We start from the raw sequence: 19,973 nt of genomic DNA, 5'->3' as shown, positions 1-19,973 counted from the left end.
AGCCTCCAGCACAGTCCACAGTCGACTGTCCTAAGTGGAGACGCAACGCGCTTCGGTGATCGGGGCGCGGCCGGGGAAAGCACCGCGACCAGGCCGGTCGACGGCGCGCGGGCGGCTGGGCGCGCCCGGCACGGTCAGTCCAGGAGCGCCCAGGTCGCCGTGCACTGCGCCGTGATCGTCACCGGCTGCGGCTCCAGGTTCAGCTCGCCGACGTCGACCGCCGCCATCTCGTAGGCCCGCGCCGCGCCGGCGAACGTGCCCGCGCCGTCCGCCCCGTCGGTCAGGCGCAGCAACGGGCCGAGCCGCGCGCCCAGCGCCGCGGCGTACCCCTCGGCGCGCCGGCGGGCGTCCGCCACCGCCCTGTGCTGGGCCTCCCACACGGCCTCGTGGTCGTCGGCCAGCTCCCAGTTCGGGCCGCTCAGCGACGCGGGCTCGGCCGCGACCAGGCGGCCGACCAGCTCCTCCAGCCGGCCCGAGTCGCTCACCCTGAGCACGTAGCGCTGCTCGGCCCGCGCGCCGGAGACCCGGTCGCGCTCCCAGTTCTCCATCACGGCGAGCTGGCGGGAGCGCACGTCGACGCCGGGCATCGCGAGCAGCGGCTCGACGTCGGCGATCCGCGTGTTCAGCGCGGTCACCGCCTCGGCCCTGTCGCTCCCCCTGGCGGCGAAGGTCACCCACAGCTCCGCCCGGTCGGCGGTGCGCTCGGTCTCGCCGCTGCCCCTGGTCACCACTTCGGCCATGGCTCCAGCGAACCGTCAACCGGACCGACGCGCAACGATCTCGTCATCGTCAGGGTGAACGTCAGGGTGAACGGGCGACCCGGTCAGGGCGGCGCGGGGCGGCGCGGACCGAGGAGGGGCCGGCGGCAGGTGGAGCGGGTGCTGGAGCCGGCACACCGCGACGCCCAGCCGGCCGACGGCCCTGGCGATCGCCGCGCCCTGGCCGTTGTGCAGCGCGCGGTGCCACCAGCGGCGCGGGCGCACCTCGCCGACCAGCACCAGCACGTGCCGCTCCTGTCGGGCCGCCACCCAGCGGGCGATGGTCGGGCCCACCCCTCCTGGGCCGCGCTCGACCAACGTCAGCGGCACGTCCGGGTGCCACGCCTCCCACTCGCGCTGAAGCTCGGCGGCGCCGGGTCCGACGTCCCCGGTGACGACGTGGACCGCGACCACGCGCTCGCCGAGGGACATCGCCGTGGACAGACAGCGGGAGGTCAGCACGGACAGGCCGGTCACCGGGACCACGACCACGGACTCGTCGCGCCGGGGGCGCTCCGGCGGGGCGCCGAGGCCCAACGCGCGCCCGATCGCCTGGTACGCCCGGTTCACCCTGGTCAGCAGCAGGACGAGCAGCGGGAGCACCACCGCGACGAGCCACGCGCCGGCCGTGAACTTCACGGCGGTGACCACGACCGCGCAGGCGGCGGTCAGCGCCGCGCCGGTGGCGTTGAGGGCGAGCCGCCACCGCCACCCCGGCCCCCGGGTGCGCAGCCAGTGCCGCGTCATCCCCGTCTGGCACAGGGCGAACCCGACGAAGACGCCGATCGCGAACATCGGCACGAGCAGGTCCAGCCGTCCGCCCGTGGCCACCAGCAGGACGGCGCTGAGGGCGGCGAGCACGAGCACACCGGCGCGGTGCACGAGCCGGTCGGCGCGGAGGCCGAACGCGTGTGGCAGGAAGTGGTCCCTGGACAGGCGGGCCGCGAGCACCGGGAGGCCGCCGAACGAGGTGTTGGCGGCCAGCGCCAGCAACGTCACCGTCGCGAGCTGCACGACGAGGTAGCCGATCCCGGTGCCGAACGAGCCCTCGACGAGCAGCGACAACAGCGTCCGCCCCTCCACGGGGCGCACGTCGAACCGCTCGACCAGCGCGGCCAGTCCGAGCAGCAACCCGCCGAGCAGGAGCCCGAGCACCGCCTCGGCGCGGGCCGCGCGGCGGGGCGCGGGGGACCGGAAGGCCGGGGTGGCGTTGGCGATGGCCTCCACTCCGGTCAGGGCGGAGCAGCCGTTGGCGAACGCCGCGACGATCAGCAGCAGGCCGACGCCGGCCGTGCCGTGGGCGGGACCCGGGGCGGGCAGCGGGGTGAGCGGCGCTCCCCTGACCAGGCCCACCACGACGACGCCGACCAGCGCCACCACGAACACCACGGCGGGCAACGCGAAGGCCCTGGCGCTCGCCGCGACACCCCGGAGGTTCACCAGGGTGATCACCGCCAGCGCGAGGAGGCACAGCTCGGTCGTCCACGGCAGCAACGCCGGCACGGCCGAGGTCAGCGCGGCCACCCCCGCGGCCACGGACACGGCCGCGTTCAGCACGTAGTCGATGATCAACGAGGCGGCGGCGACCAGCCCGGCGCGTTGCCCGAGGTTGCGGCGCGACACGGTGTACGCGCCGCCGCCGTCCGGGTAGGCGGTGATCACCTGGCGGTAGGCGAGGACGAGCAGGGCGAGCAGCCCGACGATCGCGGCCGTCACCGGGAGCGTCCACGCGACACCGGCCGCGCCGGCGTCGGCCAGGCCGAACACGACCTGCTCCGGGCCGTAGGAGACCGAGGCCAGCGCGTCGAGGCCGAGCGCGGCCACGCCGGTCAGGACGCCGAGGCGGAAGCGGTGCTCGCCCCGGGCGACGGCGCCGGTCCTGGCGAGGACCGATGGGGGTTTGTCCGCCGATTCTGTTGCCACGTCACGGACTCTGCGACCGCCCCCTGCGGGTCCCGGAACCCCGTTGACGCCCTCCTGATCCTCCTCCCGCCGATCCAGACGCCGTCCTGACGCCCTGGCTGGGCGAAGTCCCCATCCGCTGGCCCTGGGACCTGCCCTGACCCTTCTCCGAACGTGGAACCGCGACCGAGGGTGAAACCGTCGCGGACGCGGTAGCGGGTCAGGTCGCGGCAGCCGCCTCCGCGGCACTCGATGCGCGCGAGGTCCCCCCGTTCCCGGTGCGCTCCTGACGTGGTCGAGCGGCCATCTGGCGACCACCCCAGCGCGCCTCGCGCCACCCGGACGAAGGATGCTCATCGCGCCTTCTGTCCAGATATCGGGAAGCGTCTAGAGAGACCGATAACGTCCCAGCGTGGACCCGGTGCGCAACCCGTTCGCACCCGGCGCCGGCCAGCGCCCGCCCGAGCTGGCCGGCCGGGACCGTGAGCTGTCGGCGTTCGAGGTCGTGCTGGAACGCGTGGCGCGGGGGCGGCCGGAGCGGAGCCTCGTGCTGACCGGCCTCCGGGGCGTGGGCAAGACGGTCCTGCTCGGGGAGCTCCGCTCGATGGCGCTGCGGCGCGGCTGGGGCACCGGCAAGGTCGAGGCCCGCCCCGAGGTGGGGCTGCGGCGGCCGGTGGCGATGGCCCTCCACCGCGCGGTCCGCGATCTCGCGGTGCGCCACCGCGCGCCCGACCGGGTGGACGCCGTGCTCGGCGTGCTCAAGGCGTTCGCGCTCAGGGCGAACGCGGACGGGGCCAGGCTCCGGGACCGCTGGCAGCCGGGCATCGACGTGCCGGCCGCACGCGGCAGGGCCGACTCCGGCGACATGGAGATCGACCTGGTCGAGCTGTTCACCGACGTCGCCGACCTGGCCGCCGACGTGGGGACCGGGGTCGCGCTCCTGGTGGACGAGATGCAGGACGTCCGCCCCGAGGACGTCTCGGCGCTCTGCGCCGCCTGCCACGAGCTGGCCCAGTCGGGCGCGCCGCTGGTCGTGGTGGGCGCCGGGCTGCCCCACCTGCCGGCGGTGCTGTCAGCGAGCAAGTCGTACTCGGAGCGGTTGTTCCGGTACGTGGCCGTCGACCGGCTGACGCGCTCGGCGCACGACCGGGCGGTCACGGCGCCGGTCGGACGCGAGGGCGTGGAGATCACCCCGGGCGCGGTGGAGGCGCTGTTCGAGGCCTCGGGCGGCTACCCGTACTTCGTGCAGGCGTACGGCAAGGCGACCTGGGACGCCGCGCCGACGAACCCGATCACCGCCGAGGACGTGGCCGTGGCCGCGCCGGAGGCCGACGCCGAGCTGGCCGTGGGCTTCTTCGGCTCCCGCTACGAGCGGGCGACGCCCGCCGAGCGGGAGTACCTGGTGGCGATGGCCGAGCTGACCGAGGGCAGGGACGAGGCGGTGGCCACCGCCGGGGTGGCCGAGCGGCTGGGGCGCCGGCCGTCGTCGCTGTCGCCGGCCAGGGACAGCCTGCTGAAGAAGGGACTGGTGTTCTCGGCGGAGCGGGGGCGGATCGCGTTCACCGTGCCGCACTTCGGCCGGTTCCTCCTCCGGGCCTGACCACGCGCCCGAATGATCACCGCCGGCGCGGGGTCCCGGGGCTTTTCTAGATCTTTTTCTAGAGAGCCCGAGAAAACCTGATCGTGATACGCGGATGTGAGCCCCGGCTCACACTCCCGGCCCAACCCGCGTTACAGCAATGTCCGGCAGATCACAGATCCGCCCGCAAGACAGACGGCGTTCACCCCGCATTCGCCGACGAATCGTCGGTTTGTGCGCCACCTCACCGAAGAATCGGGTGCGAACCGGCCTGAGTGTGCCGCATACTTGTCGTGCCGCCGAAGAGTCGAGACCCAAGGGGATGAGCAACCCGATGAACCTCGCCGCGAAGATCCGCGCCCGCCGTGCACAGGCCCGGACTCGCCGCGCAGTGACCCGTGCGATCGACGCCGCCGCCACTCCGGCGCTGCGGCACGAGCTGATGGTGATCGCCCAGGCTCAGGTGAACTCCCTCCGCTGAGTGGACCGCCGCGGCGGCCGCCCATCCTCGACCGGGCAAGCCCTCCCGCCGCGGCGCCCTCCGGAGGCTCGAGCGGCCTCGGTGCACCTCCCGCGCACCGAGGCCGCTCTTTTCTTTTCCGCCAGAAGAGTGAAATACTGCGGGACCATCGGCGACCTGCTGCGCAGTGACCGCGGTCACCAACCCGAATGGGTGTAACGCGGCCGAGTAAGGAACCGATGTTCCAGACGACCCCGCGGTGCTGTCGGACCCCCGACCTGGCAGCACCGCGGGGTTTCCCACGTCCGGGCCCCGTGGCCGCCGCCCCCGCGCCCGTCACCGGCCCGTGATCAAGAAACGCGCGATTGCCCAACGCGCCCGCGCGATCGACTTCCTCTCCCGCCCGCGCCGGACGCGCGAACGCGCGCGGCCGGTGCGCGAAGCCGACCTCCTGGCGAGGGAGCCGACCCTGGCGAGGGCCGGGGCGCTGCCGCCCTCCCGGCGACACCGACGCGAGGGGCCGGGCACAGGAGGTCCCGTGCCCGGCCCCTGACGCGCGCGCGGGCGGATCAGCCGAGATCGACCACCTTCGGGGCGGTGCGGTTGTCGGCGTGGTCGAGGCCCACCGCGCAGAAGCGCCACGGCGCGTCCTTCTTGGCCAGGAAGGTCGGGATCCGCCGGTAGGGCCGGTACCCGGCGGGGTCGGCGCAGTCGGTCGTCGCCCGGGGGCCGTACTTGATCTCGTACCCGGTGATCTCCCAGATCTGGAAGATCGGATTCACCGACCAGCTCTCCTCGGTCTCCCACACGTCGACGACCGGCTCCACCGTGGGCGGGGTGTCGTCCACCCGCACGGCGGCCAGCGACGCGAACCGGTACGGCTGCCACCCCCTGCCGGCGACCGGGCCGGGTCCGCCGACCGCGCACAGCACGTACAGGTTCTCCCCGCGCGGGAGCGGGTCGTCGAAGACGGGCCGGTCGGCGAGCGCGAACACCGGGCCGTAGCCGGCGGGGTCGGCGCAGTCGGTGGTCCCGAAGGGGCCGACCTTCACCCGCGCGTACCGGACCCCGTCCCCACCGAGGGCGGCCTGCCACCGGGCGGGGCTGCTCGTGCCGTCGGCCCGGGTCACGCTGGACCGCGTCACGCCGAGCTGCTGGGTGACCGTGAGCTTCTGCCCGGGATCGAGTTCGCATCGCGGGACGCCGGGCGTGAACTGGTCGCCCGTGAGACAGCCGGCGAGAGCCCGAGCCGGGATCGCGTAGGACCTGCCCTGGCGCGCGGTCACACCGTCCTTCCCCGCCTCGCAGGGACGGCCGAGCATGCACTCGCCGCTGTAGCCGGGCTCGACCGTCGTGTTGAGCAGGGCGACGACCCGGTCGTCTCCCGCGCGCACCATCGGCGACCCGGACGAGCCGCCGACGATCCCGGCGCAGTCGTTGGCCACCGCGCCGGTCCACAGCCAGGGGTCCTCGGCGACGTTGACGACGCCCCGGGCCCGACAGCGGGAGAGCCGCAGGAACTGCTGGTCCTCCGGGAGGTCGTTGAACGGCGCGTGAGCCACCTCGACGGCCTCGCCGGCCCTTGGCGTCCTGCCGTCCAGCCGCAGCGGGCGGACGTCGATCCCGGCCAGCTCGCCGTAGGTCGTGTCCAGCTCGACCACGGCGACGTCGACCGCCTTCATCGTCGCGTAGCGGACGCGGGCGACCCCGAAGGCGCGGTGCTGGTCGACGGTGTCGACGAAGTAGGCCGGGGTGAACCGCCACGCGGCGCTCCCCTGTTCCGTCGACTGGTCGACCCTGACCTCGTTCGTCGTCAACTGGTCGGTCACGCAGTGCCCGTTGGTGACGACGAGCGCCCTGGCGTTCGGTCGGACCTGCCCGTCGCCGGCCACCACGGTGGCGGTGCAGTGCACCCCGTCGTTGTTGACGAGCCGCCCGACGGCACGAAAGCGTTTCGCCGCCGGGTCGGTGGACCGCAACAACGGCGCCGCGTCCCCGCCGCGCGCCGCGCTGCCGTTGTTCGGCACCGCGGGCACCGAGGACACCGAGGGCACCGCGGGCGCCATGGACTCGGCGGACCTGTGGGGCCCCGTGGGTTCCGTGGCCCCGGCCGGGGCGGCGACGGCCAGCAGACCGCCCATCACCACGGCCACGGCGACCACACCGCCTGTTCGCTGCGCTGTGCTCATGCTCTCCCCTCTGGTCCGAGTCCCCCGGCCCGCGGGTCGCGGGGCGGGTTCGTCCCGGTGTGCCGCCGGTCCGGAGGCACCCAGTTGAGGTACGGCCGAGAAATGTGCTCCCTCTCACGAGTGACAGGTGAGCCCCGCCACAGCCCGACGTCCGCGCAGGCGGGCCCAGTGATCAACCGACCACGTGTCACTCGATGAGCGCTGGAATGATCGGACGGGTCAGGGTCACCGGACGTTCAGGAAAGCGGGGTAGCTGAGGTCGTGAACGACCTGGTATTCGACGCGATCAACGGGCTGGCCGGCCGCAGCCCGCTGCTCGACGCGCTCGGCCGGTTCGCCGCCGGCCCGCTGATCTACCTGGTGTTCGTCGCGGGCGCCGTGACGATGCTGCTGGCCATGCGCGGCCGGACCCGGCTGGACAACCTGTGGATGGTCGGCCAGGTCGGCGCGGCGCTGGCCGTCGGTTTCGCGGTGAACCGGGTCCTGCGCTGGATGGAGCTGTCCCGCCGCCCGTTCGAGAGCCGTTCGGTCGTGCAGCTCGTGCAGCACGAGCCGGGCGTGTCCTTCCCCAGCAACCACGCCACCGCGGCGGTGACCGTGGCCCTGGTCGTGGGCGTGTTCGTCTCCGTGTCCTGGGGGATCGGGCTCGCCGTCCCCGCCGTCCTGGTCGCGCTGTCCCGCGTGTTCGTGGGGGTGCACTGGCCCGCCGACATCCTGTGCGGCGCGGTCGTCGGCCTCGTGGCGACGCTGCTCGTGCGGTGGGCCGCCCGGCTGCTGCGCAACCGCCTCCCCGGCCAGCGGCCGGGCGGGCCGGGGAGTCGAGCCGGCAGCGACGCCGACGCCCACGCCCACGCCCTCGACACCGCCGACACGGTTGTGTTGGCCCGTGACCCCGACCAGACCGTGGTCCTCCCCCGCGTGCGCTGAGCTGAGCACCGGCTCCCCGACACGCACGAGTGCCCCGGCCACCACACGGCCGGGGCACTCGGCGTTGTCGGGGACGTTCGGCTCTTCGAAGGGCGGTCAGCACAGGACCAACAGGTCGAGGTGGTCGATCACCGGCGCGGGCGGGTCCTCGGCCGCGGCCGACGCCCACATGCGGCTCATGCCGCGCGCGAACTCCTCGTCGCTGAGCCTGCGCAACACCGTGTTCGCCTCCCGGTGGATGCGCTCGGCCGCGACCCGGAGACTGGGCGCGGTCTGCTGCGGCACCAGGCCCAGCGACAGCACCCGCTCGAACCCGGCGTCGGCGAACGCCGCGCAGACCCGCTCCACGGTCGGGAAGTCGGACAGCGCCTTCGTCGCCTCGGGGAAGTACTGGAACAGCCGGACGCCCTCGTGCCGGCCGGGGAAGACGTCGCGGATCAGCACCGGAGCGCCGAGGCAGAGCACCCGCCGCAGCTCCCTGGCCGCCGCGTCGAGGTCGGCGAGGTGGTGGATCGCCGTGGAGATCCACGCCGCGTCGGCGGCGTCGTCGGCCACGGGCAGCGACTCCGCCGTGCCGGCGACGACGTCGACCAGCGGGTGCGCCGGGATCAGCGCCCGCATCTGCGGCGAGGGGTCGACGGCGGTGACCCGCACGTCGAACCACTCGGCGAAGGCGGTCGCGAACGCGCCGGTCCCCGCACCGACATCGATGATCATCTCGGCTCCGCCGACGTACGGCGCGACCGCCTTCCGCCACCACGCCAGTCCCTCGCGCGGCACCTCGCCGGCCGTCCGGTAGGCCGCGGCGGTGGTGCGGTCGTACGGGATCATGGCCATCGGGGCCGATTCCACCGCCCACCGCCGCGCCTGTCCAGCCCGTGACCGCGCCCGGCCAGCCTCACGCGGCCTCAGTCGGCCTCAGCCGGCCTCACGCCGCCTCAGTCGGCGTCGTCGAGAAGGAAGTCCCTGACGAGGGCGACCAGCTCGTCCGGCCGCTCGAACAGGACGAGGTGCCCGCTGTCCAGTTCGGCGTAGCGGCTGCCGGGGATGGCCTCGTGCAGGGCGCGGGTCTGCTCGACCGGCACCATCTGGTCCTGCCGGTTGCCGACCACCAGGGTCGGCGCGGTCACCAGGTGCGCCCGGTCCCGGATGTCGGCCCGGAGGTCGAGGTCGACCTGGCGCAGCACGCCGGGCGCCGTCGTGAAGTTCGCGAGCAGCTCGGCCAGGCCCTGGTGCCCGAGCCGGGACAGGTACGCGGGGCTGAAGCCGGTCAACGTCAGGAACCGGTGGAACAGGCTCGGCTCGCCGTTCCCCAGCCGCCGCCAGAGGTCGAAGTTGAGCTGGTGGCGGGGGTCGTCGTGGCGCAGCCATCCGGCGAGCAGCACCAGCCGCCGCACCCGCTCGGGGTGCTTGGCCGCCGTCGCCGCCGCCACCACCGCGCCGAGCGAGAAGCCGAGGAGGTCGACCGGCTCGTCGGTGACCGCGTCGGTCGCGGCGACCACCTGGTCGACGAGCTGGTCCAGGGTCAGCGGGCCGCCGCCGTCGGTGGTCTCCCCGCTGCCGGAGTAGTCGGGCGTGATGACCGTACGGGCGTCGGCGAACCGGTCGACGAGGTGGCCGAAGTTGGCCCGCCCGTCGCCTCCGGTGCCGTGGACCATCACCAGACCGGGGCCGCTGCCGGTGACCTCGTAGTGGACCGTGGAGCCAGCAGTGCGGACGCTGGGCATCGTCTCCCCCTTGACGTGGGTCTCGTGCGCTGCGAGGCGCACGCTAAACCTTCACATCAATGTGAGAGTCAAGTTCGGCGGCCGAAGGGGAGAGCGCTGAGACGCCACGAGCCAGGCGCCGCTGTCGCGGCGGCCGCGCGCCGTGCCGGACCGCGTGCGACCTGCCATCGTGTCCGCCCCCAGCCTCCCAGATGACGGGACGGGGAACAGCGCCCAGGACCGCTGGTGTTGGCTTGGGTCGTGACCGCTTCGACTCGTCGCGCCCGTGTCCGCGCCCCCGAGCTGGTGGGCAGGGGCTGGCTGAACACCGGTGGCGAGCAGATCACGCTCGCCGACCTCCGCGGCAAGATCACGCTGCTCGACTTCTGGACGTTCTGCTGCATCAACTGCCTGCACGTCCTGGACGAGCTGCGCCCGCTGGAGGCCGAGTTCGCCGACGTGCTGGTGACGATCGGCGTGCACTCGCCGAAGTTCGCGCACGAGGCCGACCCGGACGCGCTGGCCGCCGCCGTCGAGCGGTACGAGGTGCACCACCCGGTCCTCGACGACCCCGAGCTGGTCACCTGGCAGGCGTACGCGGTCAAGGCGTGGCCGACGCTGGTGCTGGTCGACCCGGAGGGCTACGTCGTGCACGTGGCCGCCGGCGAGGGCCACGCCGAGGCGTTGCGCCGCGTCATCACCGAGCTGGTGGCCGAGCACGAGGCGAAGGGCACGCTGCACCGGGGCGACGGCCCGTACGTCCCCCCGCCGGCCCCCGAGACCGCCCTGCGGTTCCCGGCGAAGGTCGTCGCGTTGCCGGACTCCCTGCTGGTGTCCGACTCCGCGCACCACAGCCTGGTCGAGCTGCGCGGGGACGGCGACGGCGGCGAGGGGTCGCTGCTGCGCCGCATCGGCTCCGGGACCCGAGGGCGCGCGGACGGCGCTCCGGACGAGGCCAGCTTCTCCGAGCCGAGCGGCCTGGCGGTGCTGCCGCCGGAGGTCGCCGCGCGCGTCGGATACGACGTCGTGGTGGCCGACACGGTCAACCACCTGCTGCGCGGCGTGCGCCTGGCCGACGGCCACGTGACCACCGTGGCGGGCACCGGCCAGCAGTGGCGCGACGGCGAGGACGCCGGCCCGGCGTTGGCGGTCGACCTGACCAGCCCGTGGGACGTGGCCTGGTGGGAGCCGGCCGGCGGAGTCGTGGTCGCGATGGCCGGCAACCACACGCTCGGCCTGTTCGACCCGGTCGCGGGCACCGTGCGGCGGTTCGCGGGCACCACCGTGGAGGGGCTGCGCGACGGCGCGGCCGAGGAGGCGTTCTTCGCCCAGACCAGCGGTCTGGCCGTGGTCGGCGACCGGTTGTGGCTGGCCGACTCGGAGACCTCGGCGCTGCGGTGGGTCGAGCCCTCCGCCGAGGGCGGCTTCACCGTGCGCACGGCGGTGGGCACCGGTCTGTTCGACTTCGGCCACCGGGACGGGCCGGCGGACCAGGCGCTGCTCCAGCACCCGCTGGGCGTGGCGGCGTTGCCGGACGGCAGCGTCGCGGTCTGCGACACCTACAACGGCGCGGTCCGCCGGTACGACCCGGAGACGCGCGAGGTGTCCACCCTCGCCGGGGACCTGGCCGAGCCGTCGGGCGCGGTGCTGGTCGACGGCGAGCTGGTGGTCGTCGCCTCGGCCGCGCACCGGCTGGAGCGCCCGGTGCCGCCGGGTGTGACGGCGCGGCTCGTGGCGGGCGCGGCGCACCAGGTGCGGCGGCCGTCGAGCGACCTGGCCCCCGGCGAGGTCGAGCTGGCCGTCGTGTTCACGCCCCCGCCGGGCCAGAAGCTGGACGAGCGCTACGGCCCGTCGACGCGGCTGGAGGTGACCTGCTCCCCGCCGGAGCTGCTGGTGGAGGGCGCGGGCGTGGACACCGCGCTCACCCGTCGGCTCGTGGTCTCGGACACGGTGGCCGAGGGCGTGCTGCACGTGGTGGCGCAGGCGGCGAGCTGCGACGACGACCCCGCCGTGGAACACCCGGTGTGCAGGCTCACCCGACAGGACTGGGGAGTGCCGGTTAGGGTGGTTTCGTCAGGCCCGAGGCGGCTGGCGCTGGTGATGGGCGGGCTGGATGACTCCGGCCTGTGACCAGTGGCAATGCCGACATACCCGAGTGGGGCATCAAGCGCGGGAAGTAGACTCCCGGGGTGCCTGAAGCCAAGCTCGAGATCCAGATGCTGCACGACCGGGTCATGGTCCGGGTCTCGCAGGAGGCGGGGGAGCGGCGCAGCAGCGGGGGCATCCTCATCCCGGCCACCGCGCAGGTCGCGAAGCGACTGGCGTGGGGCGAGGTCTGCGGAGTCGGCAACCACGTCCGGACGGTGAAGGTCGGCGACCGGGTGTTGTTCAACCCGGAGGACCAGTTCGAGGTCGAGGTGCAGGGCCAGGCGTACCTGGTCATGCGCGAACGCGACCTGCACGCCGTCGCCAGCGAGCGCACCGAGCACGGTACGGGCCTGTACCTCTGAGTCGTGATCCGGCTGTGACGCCGACCGGGTAGGGATACGACTCGCCCCGCAGGTCGATCACAGAAGGGGGAGCTGGTGCCGGAGGAGCAGCGCAGGGAGTCCGAGGCGGAGCGGACCGTCGTGCTGTCGGCGGTCACCGGTCGTCCGTCCGACGCCGAGGCGTCGGACAGAACGGAGGACCCCGCGACCCGTCCGTCCGGGCCCGTCCCCGACGAGGGATCGACTGTGGCCCAGATCACCCCAGGGCAACCCCCGGCCGGCCACCGGCATCCACCCGTCGTGGACCCCGCCGACCAGCCGACGGTGGCGCACGAGCCGGTGAGCGAGCAGCCCGTGCCCGACCGGTCCCCCTCGGACCCCACCACCACCCGGCGCCGACAGGACGCGTCAGGGCCGGGCTCGACGGCGTCCGCCGGCGAGCAGCCCACCGTCGTGTGGCCGACCTCCGCCGACCAGGCCTCGCTGGCGGAGCGCGACGAGCAGCCCGCCGAACGGACGGCGATCGTCCGCCCTTTCGTCGAGCAGCCCACGGTGTCCGAGCCGCGCCCTGACCTGTCCGCCGAGCGGACGACGGTGGTGCAGCCGGTCGTCCCACGCGGCGACGTCGACGATCTCGCCGAGCCGGAGGACGCCGCCCTCGCGGGGGCCGGCGTCGAGGGCTCCGGCGAGCGGACCGTCGTGCTCGCGCCCGTGGCCTCCGCCGCGCCGGCCGCCGAGCCAGCGCACCGGGCGGCGGGCACCGCGACCGCGTTGCTCGACCCGCCGGGAGAGGCGGCGTCCGACGCGCCGGAGAAGGCGGAGGGCGCGGACGCGCCGACCGAGCCGCCCGCCGACGCGGCGGCGCGGGCGGACCGGCGACGGCAGGCGCGACGCGCCGGGATCATCGCGGGCGCCGTCGGCGGCGCCCTGGTCCTGCTGTACGGCGTCGACCTCGCGATGAGCCAGGGCGAGGTGCCCAGGGGCGTCACCGTGGCCGGTGTCGAGGTGGGCGGCATGGAGCACGCCGCCGCCGAGCAGAAGCTCCGGGAGCAGATCGGCCCCCGGCTGGGCAAGCCGGTGCGGGTGCGGGCGGGCGACGTGGAGGCCAGCATCGACCCGAAGTCCGCCGGCCTCGAGCTGGACTGGGCGCGCACCGTGGCCGACGCCGGCGAGCAGTCGTGGAACCCGTGGACCCGGCTGACCTCGTTCTTCACCACCCGCGAGGTCGGTGTGGCGAGCCGGACCGACCAGGGCAGGCTCACCGCCGCGCTGGAGGCGCTGCGCCCGAAGACCGACAGGGAGGCGGCCGAGGGCACGATCCGCTTCGAGGGCGTGAAGCCGGTGGCGGTGGACCCGAAGCCCGGTCAGAAGCTCGACGTGCCGCAGGCGGTCAACGAGGTGCTGCCGCACTGGGCCGACGGCACGACGCTCTCGCTGCCGGTGACCACGGTGCCGGTCAGGACCACGCCCGAGGGTGTGCGCAGGGCGCTCGACGAGGTCGCCAAGCCCGCCGTGTCCGGTCCGGTGACCGTGCGCGGCGAGGGCAGGAACGCCACGATCGAGCCCTCGGTGATCGCCTCAGCCCTGTCCTTCCAGCCGGGCGACAACGGCGGCCTGTCCTCGAAGATCGACGAGAACAAGATCACCGAGGCGGTGCGGCCCCAGCTCAAGGACACCGAGCAGCCGGGCAAGGACGCCAGGATCACGCTGGCCAGCGGGACCCCGGTCGTGGAGCCGTCCCAGGAGGGGCGGGGCATCGACTACCCGAAGACGCTGGCCCCACTGGCCGAGGTGCTGCGGAAGACCGACGACCGGTCGCTGAAGGCGGAGTACGGCAAGCAGCCGGCGAAGTTCACCACCGAGCAGGCCAACCAGCTCGGGATCAAGGAGGTCATCTCCGAGTTCTCGACCGGCCAGTTCGCGGCGGACTCCGGCCACAACATCCGGCTGGCCGCCGAGAAGATCAACGGCGCGATCATCAAGCCGGGCGAGACCTTCAGCATGAACCGGCAGACCGGCCCGAGGACGGCCGCGACGGGCTACATCGGCGCCGGCATCATCAACGACGGCAAGCCGGACCGGGCGGTCGGCGGCGGTGTCTCGCAGATGGCCACGACGCTCTACAACGCGGCGTACTACGCGGGCATGACCGACGCCGGGCACACGCCGCACAGCTACTGGATCAACCGTTACCCGAAGGGGCGGGAGGCCACGGTCTTCCAGAACCCGGACGGCAGCAGCGTGATCGACCTCCAGTTCCGCAACGACGGCAAGACCGGCGTGATGATCGAGACGATCTGGACGCCGTCGTCGATCAAGGTGCGGTTCTGGGGGACCAAGACCGTGCAGGTCGAGGGGCTGACCGGGCCGGAGACCAACCCGACCGACCCGCCGGTGAAGCACGGCAAGCCGGGTGAGCAGTGCTCGGCGTCCCCCGGCACGCACGGGTTCACGGTGACCGACACGCGGGTGATCAAGGACCTGAGCGGCCGGGAGATCAAGCGGGAGTCGCGGACCGTCCGGTACGACGGCCAACCCAAGATCGTCTGCGCGCCGGCGGAGCACAAGCCCGAGGGCTGACCCCTCGGGCGCTCCCGCCCCCTCGCTCCGCTCTCGCTGGTGCGGGCCCGTCCCGCACCAGCGACCCCCTTCCCCAGGTCAGCCCCCACCCGCCCTGGGGGGCGAGCCCTGCTCCAGCCTATCGGCCCGTCACCCAGCGCTCCAGATCATCACGCCGCGCTGTGGACAACTCCGGGTGCTGTGGACAACTCTGCCTCTTCAGCCCCGCCAGGCCCCGCCCCCGGAGAGTCCTCACCCGCCCTCACCAGCGGAAACGAGCCTGTCAAGAGGCCGGCCACCACACCTTCGGGCCCCCAGGGTGGCACCACGGTGCGTCACATCGGCGCTCACTCCTCCGGCTCCACCTGCCCCGCACGGGCGTCATACGCCGCGCGTGCGGCATGCATCTGAGGCAGGTGCGCCTCCACCCACCCGCGCAGGGCGACCAGGTGCCGCCCGACGCCCTCCCCCAGCTCGGTGAGCGAGTACTCCACGCTCGGCGGAGTCGTCGGATAGACGGCGCGGCGCACCATCCCGTCCCGTTCCAACGCGCGCAGGTTCTGGGTCAGAACCTTCTGGCTGATGCCCTCCACCCGCCGCCGGAGCTGGCAGAACCGCAGCGGCCCCTCGACCAGCGCGCCCACGACCAACGCCGTCCACCGGTTCGCGACGAGATCGAGGATCTCCCGGCTCGGGCAGTCGCGCAGGTAGGCGTCCGACTGTCGTCGCCGCAGGTCCGGGGCAGTTTCCATAAGACACCTACATAACGAAAAGGTGCCTTCTGGTCAACGGAAACCAGAACACCGAGGATGGGAGCAGCCCAAACGATCAAGGGAAGGACAGGCATGACAACGCGAATGCGGCTCGTGCGCCAGCGGGAGTTCGGCGGCCCCGAGGTGCTGCGGGTGGAGGAGGTCGACCGCCCGAGCCCGGCCACCGGCGAGGTGCTGGTGCGGGTCCGTGCCGCTGGCGTGAACCCCGTCGACTGGAAGACCCGGGCCGGCCACGGCGTCCCCGGCATGCTCACGCTGCCCATGACGGTGGGCTGGGACGTCTCCGGCGTGGTCGAGGAGGTCGGACCGGGTGTCACCCGGTTCCGCCCCGGCGACGAGGTGTTCGGCATGCCGGCGTTCCCCCGCCAGGCCGCCGCGTACGCCGACTACGTGCTGGCCGCGCCCCGGCAGCTCGCCCGCAAGCCGGTCTCCGTGGACCACGTGAGGGCGGCGGGCCTGCCGCTGGCCGGGCTGACGGCGTGGCAGTTCCTGGTGGACACGGCCGACGTCCAGCCAGGGCAGCGGGTGCTCGTCCACGCGGCCGCCGGCGGCGTGGGGCACCTCGCGGCGCAGATCGCGAAGATCCGGGGCGCGCACGTGATCGGGACGGCGCGGGCGGAGAAGCACGACTTTCTGCGGGGGCTGGGGGTCGACGAGGTGGTGGACTACACGGCGGTCGACTTCACGAGCGCGGTGTCCGACGTGGACGTCGTCGTGGACCTCGTCGGCGGCGAGACCGGCCTGCGGTCGCTGGACGTGCTCCGCCCCGGCGGCCTTCTGATGACCGCGCCGATCCACGCGCCGGAGATCCAGGCCGCCGCGGAGCGGCGCGGCCTGCGCTACGCCAACGTCGTCGTCGAGCCGGACCACGTCGGCCTGAGCGAGCTGGCCGCGCTGGTCGACAGCGGGCGGCTGCACGTGGAGGTGGACTCGGTGTTCCCGCTGGAGCGCGCGCCCGAGGCACACGCGCACGGCGAGACCGGCCGCGCCAGGGGCAAGATCGTCCTCACGACCTGACCGGGGAGCCCGCCAGGAACGCCGAGTGGGGCGGGACCCGGGAGGGTCCCGCCCCACTCACCCGTCGAGGGGTCGGCTCAGAACGCGGCCTCGTCCACGTCCATGAGCGCGTTGTCGGTCGTCTCGGTGATCCGACGCCGGGCCGACAGCTCGGGCAGCACGTTCTTGGCGAAGAACGAGGCCACGGCGACCTTGCCCTCGTAGAACGCCTTGTCCTTGGCGGAGGCGCCGGCGTCCAGCGCGGCCAGCGCGATCTCGGCCTGGCGCAGGAGCTGCCAGCCGACCAGCAGGTCGCCGGCGCTCATCAGCAGGCGGACCGAGTTCTGGCCCACCTTGTAGATGTTGCGCACGTCCTCCTGCGACGAGGTCAGGAAGCCGATCATCGCGCCGAGCATGCCCTGGAGGTCCTCCAGAGCCTGCTTGAGCAGGGCGCGCTCCTCCTTCAGGCGGCCGTTGCCGCCCTCGGACTCCAGGAACTTCTGCACCTCGCCGGCGACGAAGGCCAGCGCCTGCCCCTTGTCGCGGATGATCTTCCGGAAGAAGAAGTCCAGCGACTGGATGGCCGTGGTGCCCTCGTAGAGGGTGTCGATCTTGGAGTCGCGGATGTACTGCTCGATCGGGTAGTCCTGGAGGAAGCCCGAGCCGCCCAGGGTCTGGAGCGACTGCGCGAGCAGCTCGTAGCCGCGCTCGGAGCCGACGCCCTTGACGATCGGCAGCAGCAGGTCGTTGACCCGCTCGGCCAGCTCGACGTTGTCGCCGGCGGCGATGCGGTCCTGGAAGCTCGCGGTGTACAGGTACACCGCGCGCAGGCCCTCGGCGTACGCCTTCTGGAGCATCAGGCTGCGCCGCACGTCCGGGTGGTTGATGATCGTGACCCGCGGGGCGGTCTTGTCCGTCATGCGGGTGAGGTCGGCGCTCTGCACCCGCTCCTTGGCGAACTCCAGGGCGTTGAGGTAGCCGGTGGAGAGGGTGGCGATGGCCTTGGTGCCGACCATCATCCGGGCGTACTCGATGACCTGGAACATCTGCGCGATGCCGTCGTGCACCTCGCCGAGCAGCCAGCCCTTGGCGGGGACGCCGTGCTGGCCGAAGGTGACCTCGCAGGTCGTGGAGACCTTCAGGCCCATCTTGTGCTCGACGTTGGTGACGAAGGCGCCGTTGCGCTCACGCGGCTCGCCGGTCTCGGTGTCGAAGAGGAACTTCGGCACGAGGAAGAGGCTCAGGCCCTTGGTGCCGGGCTTCGGCTCGATGCCGGGGCCCTCGGGGCGGGCCAGCACCAGGTGCATGATGTTCTCGGTCATGTCCTGGTCGCCGGACGTGATGAAGCGCTTCACGCCGTCCAGGTGCCAGGAGCCGTCCTCCTGGAGCACGGCCTTGGTGCGGCCGGCGCCGACGTCCGAGCCGGCGTCCGGCTCGGTGAGGACCATGGTGGCGCCCCAGCCCCGGTCGATCATGATCTGGGCCCAGCGCTTCTGCTCCTCGGTGCCGTTGCGGTACACGACGGAGGCGAAGTTCGGGCCGGCCATGTACATGTAGATGGCCGGGTTGGCGCCGAGGATCAGCTCGGAGGCCGCCCACTGCACGGTGGGCGGGATGCCGAAGCCGCCCAGCTCGTTCGGCAGCGCCAGGCGGTACCACTCGCCGTCCCAGAGCGCCTTGAAGGACTTCTTGAACGACTCGGGCAGGGTGGCGCTGTGCGTCGCGGGGTCGAACACCGGCGGGTTGCGGTCGGCGTCGGCGAAGGACTCGGCCAGCGGACCGGTCGCGAGGTTGTTCAGCTCCGTGAGCACGCCCCTGGCGGTGTCCTCGTCGGCCTGCTCGAACGGCCCGGTGCCCAGCCGCTCCTGGACCTTGAGCACCTCGAAGAGGTTGAACTCCAGGTCCCGCAGGTTGCTCTTGTAGTGGCCCATCTCGTCAGCTCCCGTGTGCGTGCGGGTCGGCCGGCGGGGCACGCCCCCTTACTGACCGGTAACAACGAGAGTATTACCCATCGGTAACCGACGGCAAGTGTGCTCCGTGAGACCCGTCGCACTCGACCGACCGCTCGGCGCGCGGGAGGCGATCGGACGAGCGGTTCACCTTGGTCGATAACACCCGAAAGGCGCCCGAAAGCGCGTCGCCGAGCGCGTTCGGATCGCTACCGTCCGTCTCATGGGTGTGGACCTGGCCGCCGTCTGGGAACGACCCGACGTGCGCGCGGCCCTGGCGCGGCATGACATGGGCGCGGTCTTCCGGGCTGTGGCTGCCGCCGGGCTCACCCAACGCGAGATCGCCGACCGCACCGGGCAGAACCAGTCCGACGTCTCGGCCATCGTGCACGGCCGTGAGGTCCAGTCCTACGACCTCCTCGAACGCATCGCTGTCGGCCTCGGCATCCCCCGTGGTTACATGGGTCTCGCCTATTCCCCCGGCTGCGGGCCACGCTCGCCGGACGAGGAGGAGGACGAGGACGTGAAGCGTCGACGGTTCCTCGCCCACGCGGGCCAGGTCGTCCTCGGCGTCGCCGTCTTCGGCGAACCCGCCGAGGTTTCCCTACGACAAGTCGAGGCCACCCCCCTCCCGCAGAGGGTGGGGATATCGGACGTACAGCAACTCGACGACGCGGTGCGCCGCATGTTCGTTCTCGAACGACACCATGGTGGGGGTGTCGTCCTCCATCTCGCGGAGGGACTCGCTGACTGGAGTCATCAACTCCTTCACGCCCAGACGTCGGACGCCGTACGTCACGCGCTGCTGGGCGCAGTCGCACGTCTTCACGGAAAGGTCGCCTGGGCGGCCTACGACCTCGGTATCCCGGACAAGGCGCGCCACCATCTCCTTGTCGGGCTCCGACTAGCCCGCGAAGCGGATGATCCTGGCGTCCAGGCTTACCTGCTCAACACCGCAGCTCGCGTCGAGATGCACAACGGCTCTCCCGACACAGCCCTCCAACTGCTTCACTTCGGATACACGCCTGCTCTCGCCACCAGGTCCTCTCTGTTGATCGCACTCATGGAGTGCAAGATCGCGGGTGCCTACGCGAAGCTCGGCGCACGGGAACCCGCAGTGCGAGCGCTCGCCACGGCACGTGAGAGCTTCGACCGCGCGGCAGACGAGGAGAAGCCGAGCTGGCTTGGATCCTTCTTCACCCGCGCGTCGTTGGCGGGGGCGGAGGGCGTCGCTTGGGCCTCCTTGGGCGAAGAGGAGTCCGCCATCAACTCACTCACGACAGCAGTACGGGCTCGTGGCGACAACTCCCCTCTTGCTCAATCCTTCGAGCTGGCCGAACTGGGCGCAGCACACCTTCGCAACGGTGATGTGCACGAGGGGATTCGCATCGGGATGAAGGCGCTCGACCTGGTCGGTCCGCTCCGGTCGCAACGCGCGCGGGACCGGCTCGTACCACTGCACAAGGCCGCGATGCGATCCGGACGGCAGGCCGCCGACCTCGCCCACCGCGTCACCCTCGCCCGCACCACCTGACGAGGCGACACCATGCGACGTCGACACTCCCTCACACGCCAGTCAGGTCCTCCTCGACTAGCTTGAGTTTTAACGTCTGGGTGGCTGGCGGTGACCCTGGTTGATCATGAGTGAAGCCCTTGGTCGATTCTTCTTCTCGCGACAGACGAAGA

Annotated in this window: 15 protein-coding genes; 8 read left to right on the top strand and 7 right to left on the bottom strand. The window is 72.7% G+C overall.

The annotated features are described in order from the left end of the window. Positions 1-134: 134 nt before the first annotated feature. Positions 135-740, bottom strand: a complete 606-nt coding sequence (locus LX15_RS27650) for an SIMPL domain-containing protein (protein ID WP_253673025.1) — start codon at positions 738-740, stop codon at positions 135-137. Between the two features lie 15 nt (positions 741-755). Beyond that, entirely contained in the window at positions 756-2,681 is a 1,926-nt protein-coding gene (locus LX15_RS27645) for an APC family permease (protein WP_253673023.1), read from the bottom strand. Positions 2,682-3,072: 391 nt separating this feature from the next. Here LX15_RS27645 and LX15_RS27640 point away from each other — a divergent pair, with 391 nt between their 5' ends. Together LX15_RS27640 and LX15_RS27635 are read left to right on the top strand one after the other, a co-directional pair. After that, complete coding sequence (locus LX15_RS27640) at positions 3,073-4,260, top strand: DUF8462 domain-containing protein (RefSeq protein WP_253673021.1); 1,188 nt, start codon at positions 3,073-3,075, stop codon at positions 4,258-4,260. A gap of 301 nt (positions 4,261-4,561) precedes the next feature. Then, entirely contained in the window at positions 4,562-4,720 is a 159-nt protein-coding gene (locus tag LX15_RS27635; RefSeq protein ID WP_253673019.1) for a hypothetical protein, read from the top strand. A 548-nt stretch (positions 4,721-5,268) separates the two neighbouring features. Here LX15_RS27635 and LX15_RS27630 read toward each other — a convergent pair. Then, positions 5,269-6,888 (bottom strand): trypsin-like serine peptidase, encoded by a 1,620-nt coding sequence (locus LX15_RS27630; RefSeq protein WP_253673017.1) that lies wholly within the window; start codon positions 6,886-6,888, stop codon positions 5,269-5,271. A 261-nt stretch (positions 6,889-7,149) separates the two neighbouring features. On the opposite strand from LX15_RS27630, the gene LX15_RS27625 reads away from it, so the two are divergent. Continuing rightward, positions 7,150-7,815, top strand: coding sequence for a phosphatase PAP2 family protein (locus LX15_RS27625; protein ID WP_253673015.1), 666 nt, complete (start codon positions 7,150-7,152; stop codon positions 7,813-7,815). A 96-nt stretch (positions 7,816-7,911) separates the two neighbouring features. Here the strand turns inward: LX15_RS27625 and LX15_RS27620 are convergent, their stop codons facing one another. Next, a complete protein-coding gene (locus tag LX15_RS27620) occupies positions 7,912-8,652 on the bottom strand; it encodes a class I SAM-dependent methyltransferase (protein ID WP_253673005.1) in 741 nt (246 codons plus the stop codon). A 101-nt stretch (positions 8,653-8,753) separates the two neighbouring features. After that, positions 8,754-9,584, bottom strand: coding sequence for an alpha/beta fold hydrolase (locus tag LX15_RS27615; RefSeq protein WP_253673003.1), 831 nt, complete (start codon positions 9,582-9,584; stop codon positions 8,754-8,756). A 198-nt stretch (positions 9,585-9,782) separates the two neighbouring features. Here LX15_RS27615 and LX15_RS27610 point away from each other — a divergent pair, with 198 nt between their 5' ends. The 3 genes from LX15_RS27610 (at position 9,783) to LX15_RS27600 (ending at position 14,590) form a co-directional block, all read left to right on the top strand. After that, the gene (locus LX15_RS27610; protein WP_253672994.1) at positions 9,783-11,651 is read left to right on the top strand and encodes an NHL domain-containing thioredoxin family protein; all 1,869 of its coding nucleotides are present in this window, start codon (positions 9,783-9,785) and stop codon (positions 11,649-11,651) included. A 59-nt stretch (positions 11,652-11,710) separates the two neighbouring features. After that, positions 11,711-12,031, top strand: coding sequence for a GroES family chaperonin (locus LX15_RS27605; RefSeq protein WP_253672992.1), 321 nt, complete (start codon positions 11,711-11,713; stop codon positions 12,029-12,031). A gap of 75 nt (positions 12,032-12,106) precedes the next feature. Further along, positions 12,107-14,590: a VanW family protein gene (locus LX15_RS27600; RefSeq protein WP_253672990.1), complete on the top strand. Its 2,484-nt coding sequence runs from the start codon at positions 12,107-12,109 to the stop codon at positions 14,588-14,590. A gap of 326 nt (positions 14,591-14,916) precedes the next feature. On the opposite strand, the gene LX15_RS27595 is transcribed toward LX15_RS27600, so the two are convergent. Further along, positions 14,917-15,321: a winged helix-turn-helix transcriptional regulator gene (locus LX15_RS27595; RefSeq protein WP_253672988.1), complete on the bottom strand. Its 405-nt coding sequence runs from the start codon at positions 15,319-15,321 to the stop codon at positions 14,917-14,919. Between the two features lie 93 nt (positions 15,322-15,414). Between LX15_RS27595 and LX15_RS27590 the strand changes: the two genes are divergently transcribed. Beyond that, positions 15,415-16,359 (top strand): NADP-dependent oxidoreductase, encoded by a 945-nt coding sequence (locus tag LX15_RS27590; RefSeq protein WP_253672980.1) that lies wholly within the window; start codon positions 15,415-15,417, stop codon positions 16,357-16,359. 77 nt (positions 16,360-16,436) lie between these two features. Here the strand turns inward: LX15_RS27590 and LX15_RS27585 are convergent, their stop codons facing one another. Next, the gene (locus LX15_RS27585) at positions 16,437-18,269 is read right to left on the bottom strand and encodes an acyl-CoA dehydrogenase (protein WP_253672978.1); all 1,833 of its coding nucleotides are present in this window, start codon (positions 18,267-18,269) and stop codon (positions 16,437-16,439) included. 241 nt (positions 18,270-18,510) lie between these two features. Here LX15_RS27585 and LX15_RS27580 point away from each other — a divergent pair, with 241 nt between their 5' ends. After that, complete coding sequence (locus LX15_RS27580; protein WP_253672976.1) at positions 18,511-19,821, top strand: helix-turn-helix domain-containing protein; 1,311 nt, start codon at positions 18,511-18,513, stop codon at positions 19,819-19,821. Positions 19,822-19,973: the final 152 nt, after the last annotated feature.

This window comes from Streptoalloteichus tenebrarius (genome assembly GCF_024171885.1).
Taxonomy (GTDB): domain Bacteria; phylum Actinomycetota; class Actinomycetes; order Mycobacteriales; family Pseudonocardiaceae; genus Streptoalloteichus; species Streptoalloteichus tenebrarius.
The sequence above is the reverse complement of the archived record's forward strand: the minus strand, read 5'-3'. Positions and strand labels throughout refer to the sequence as shown.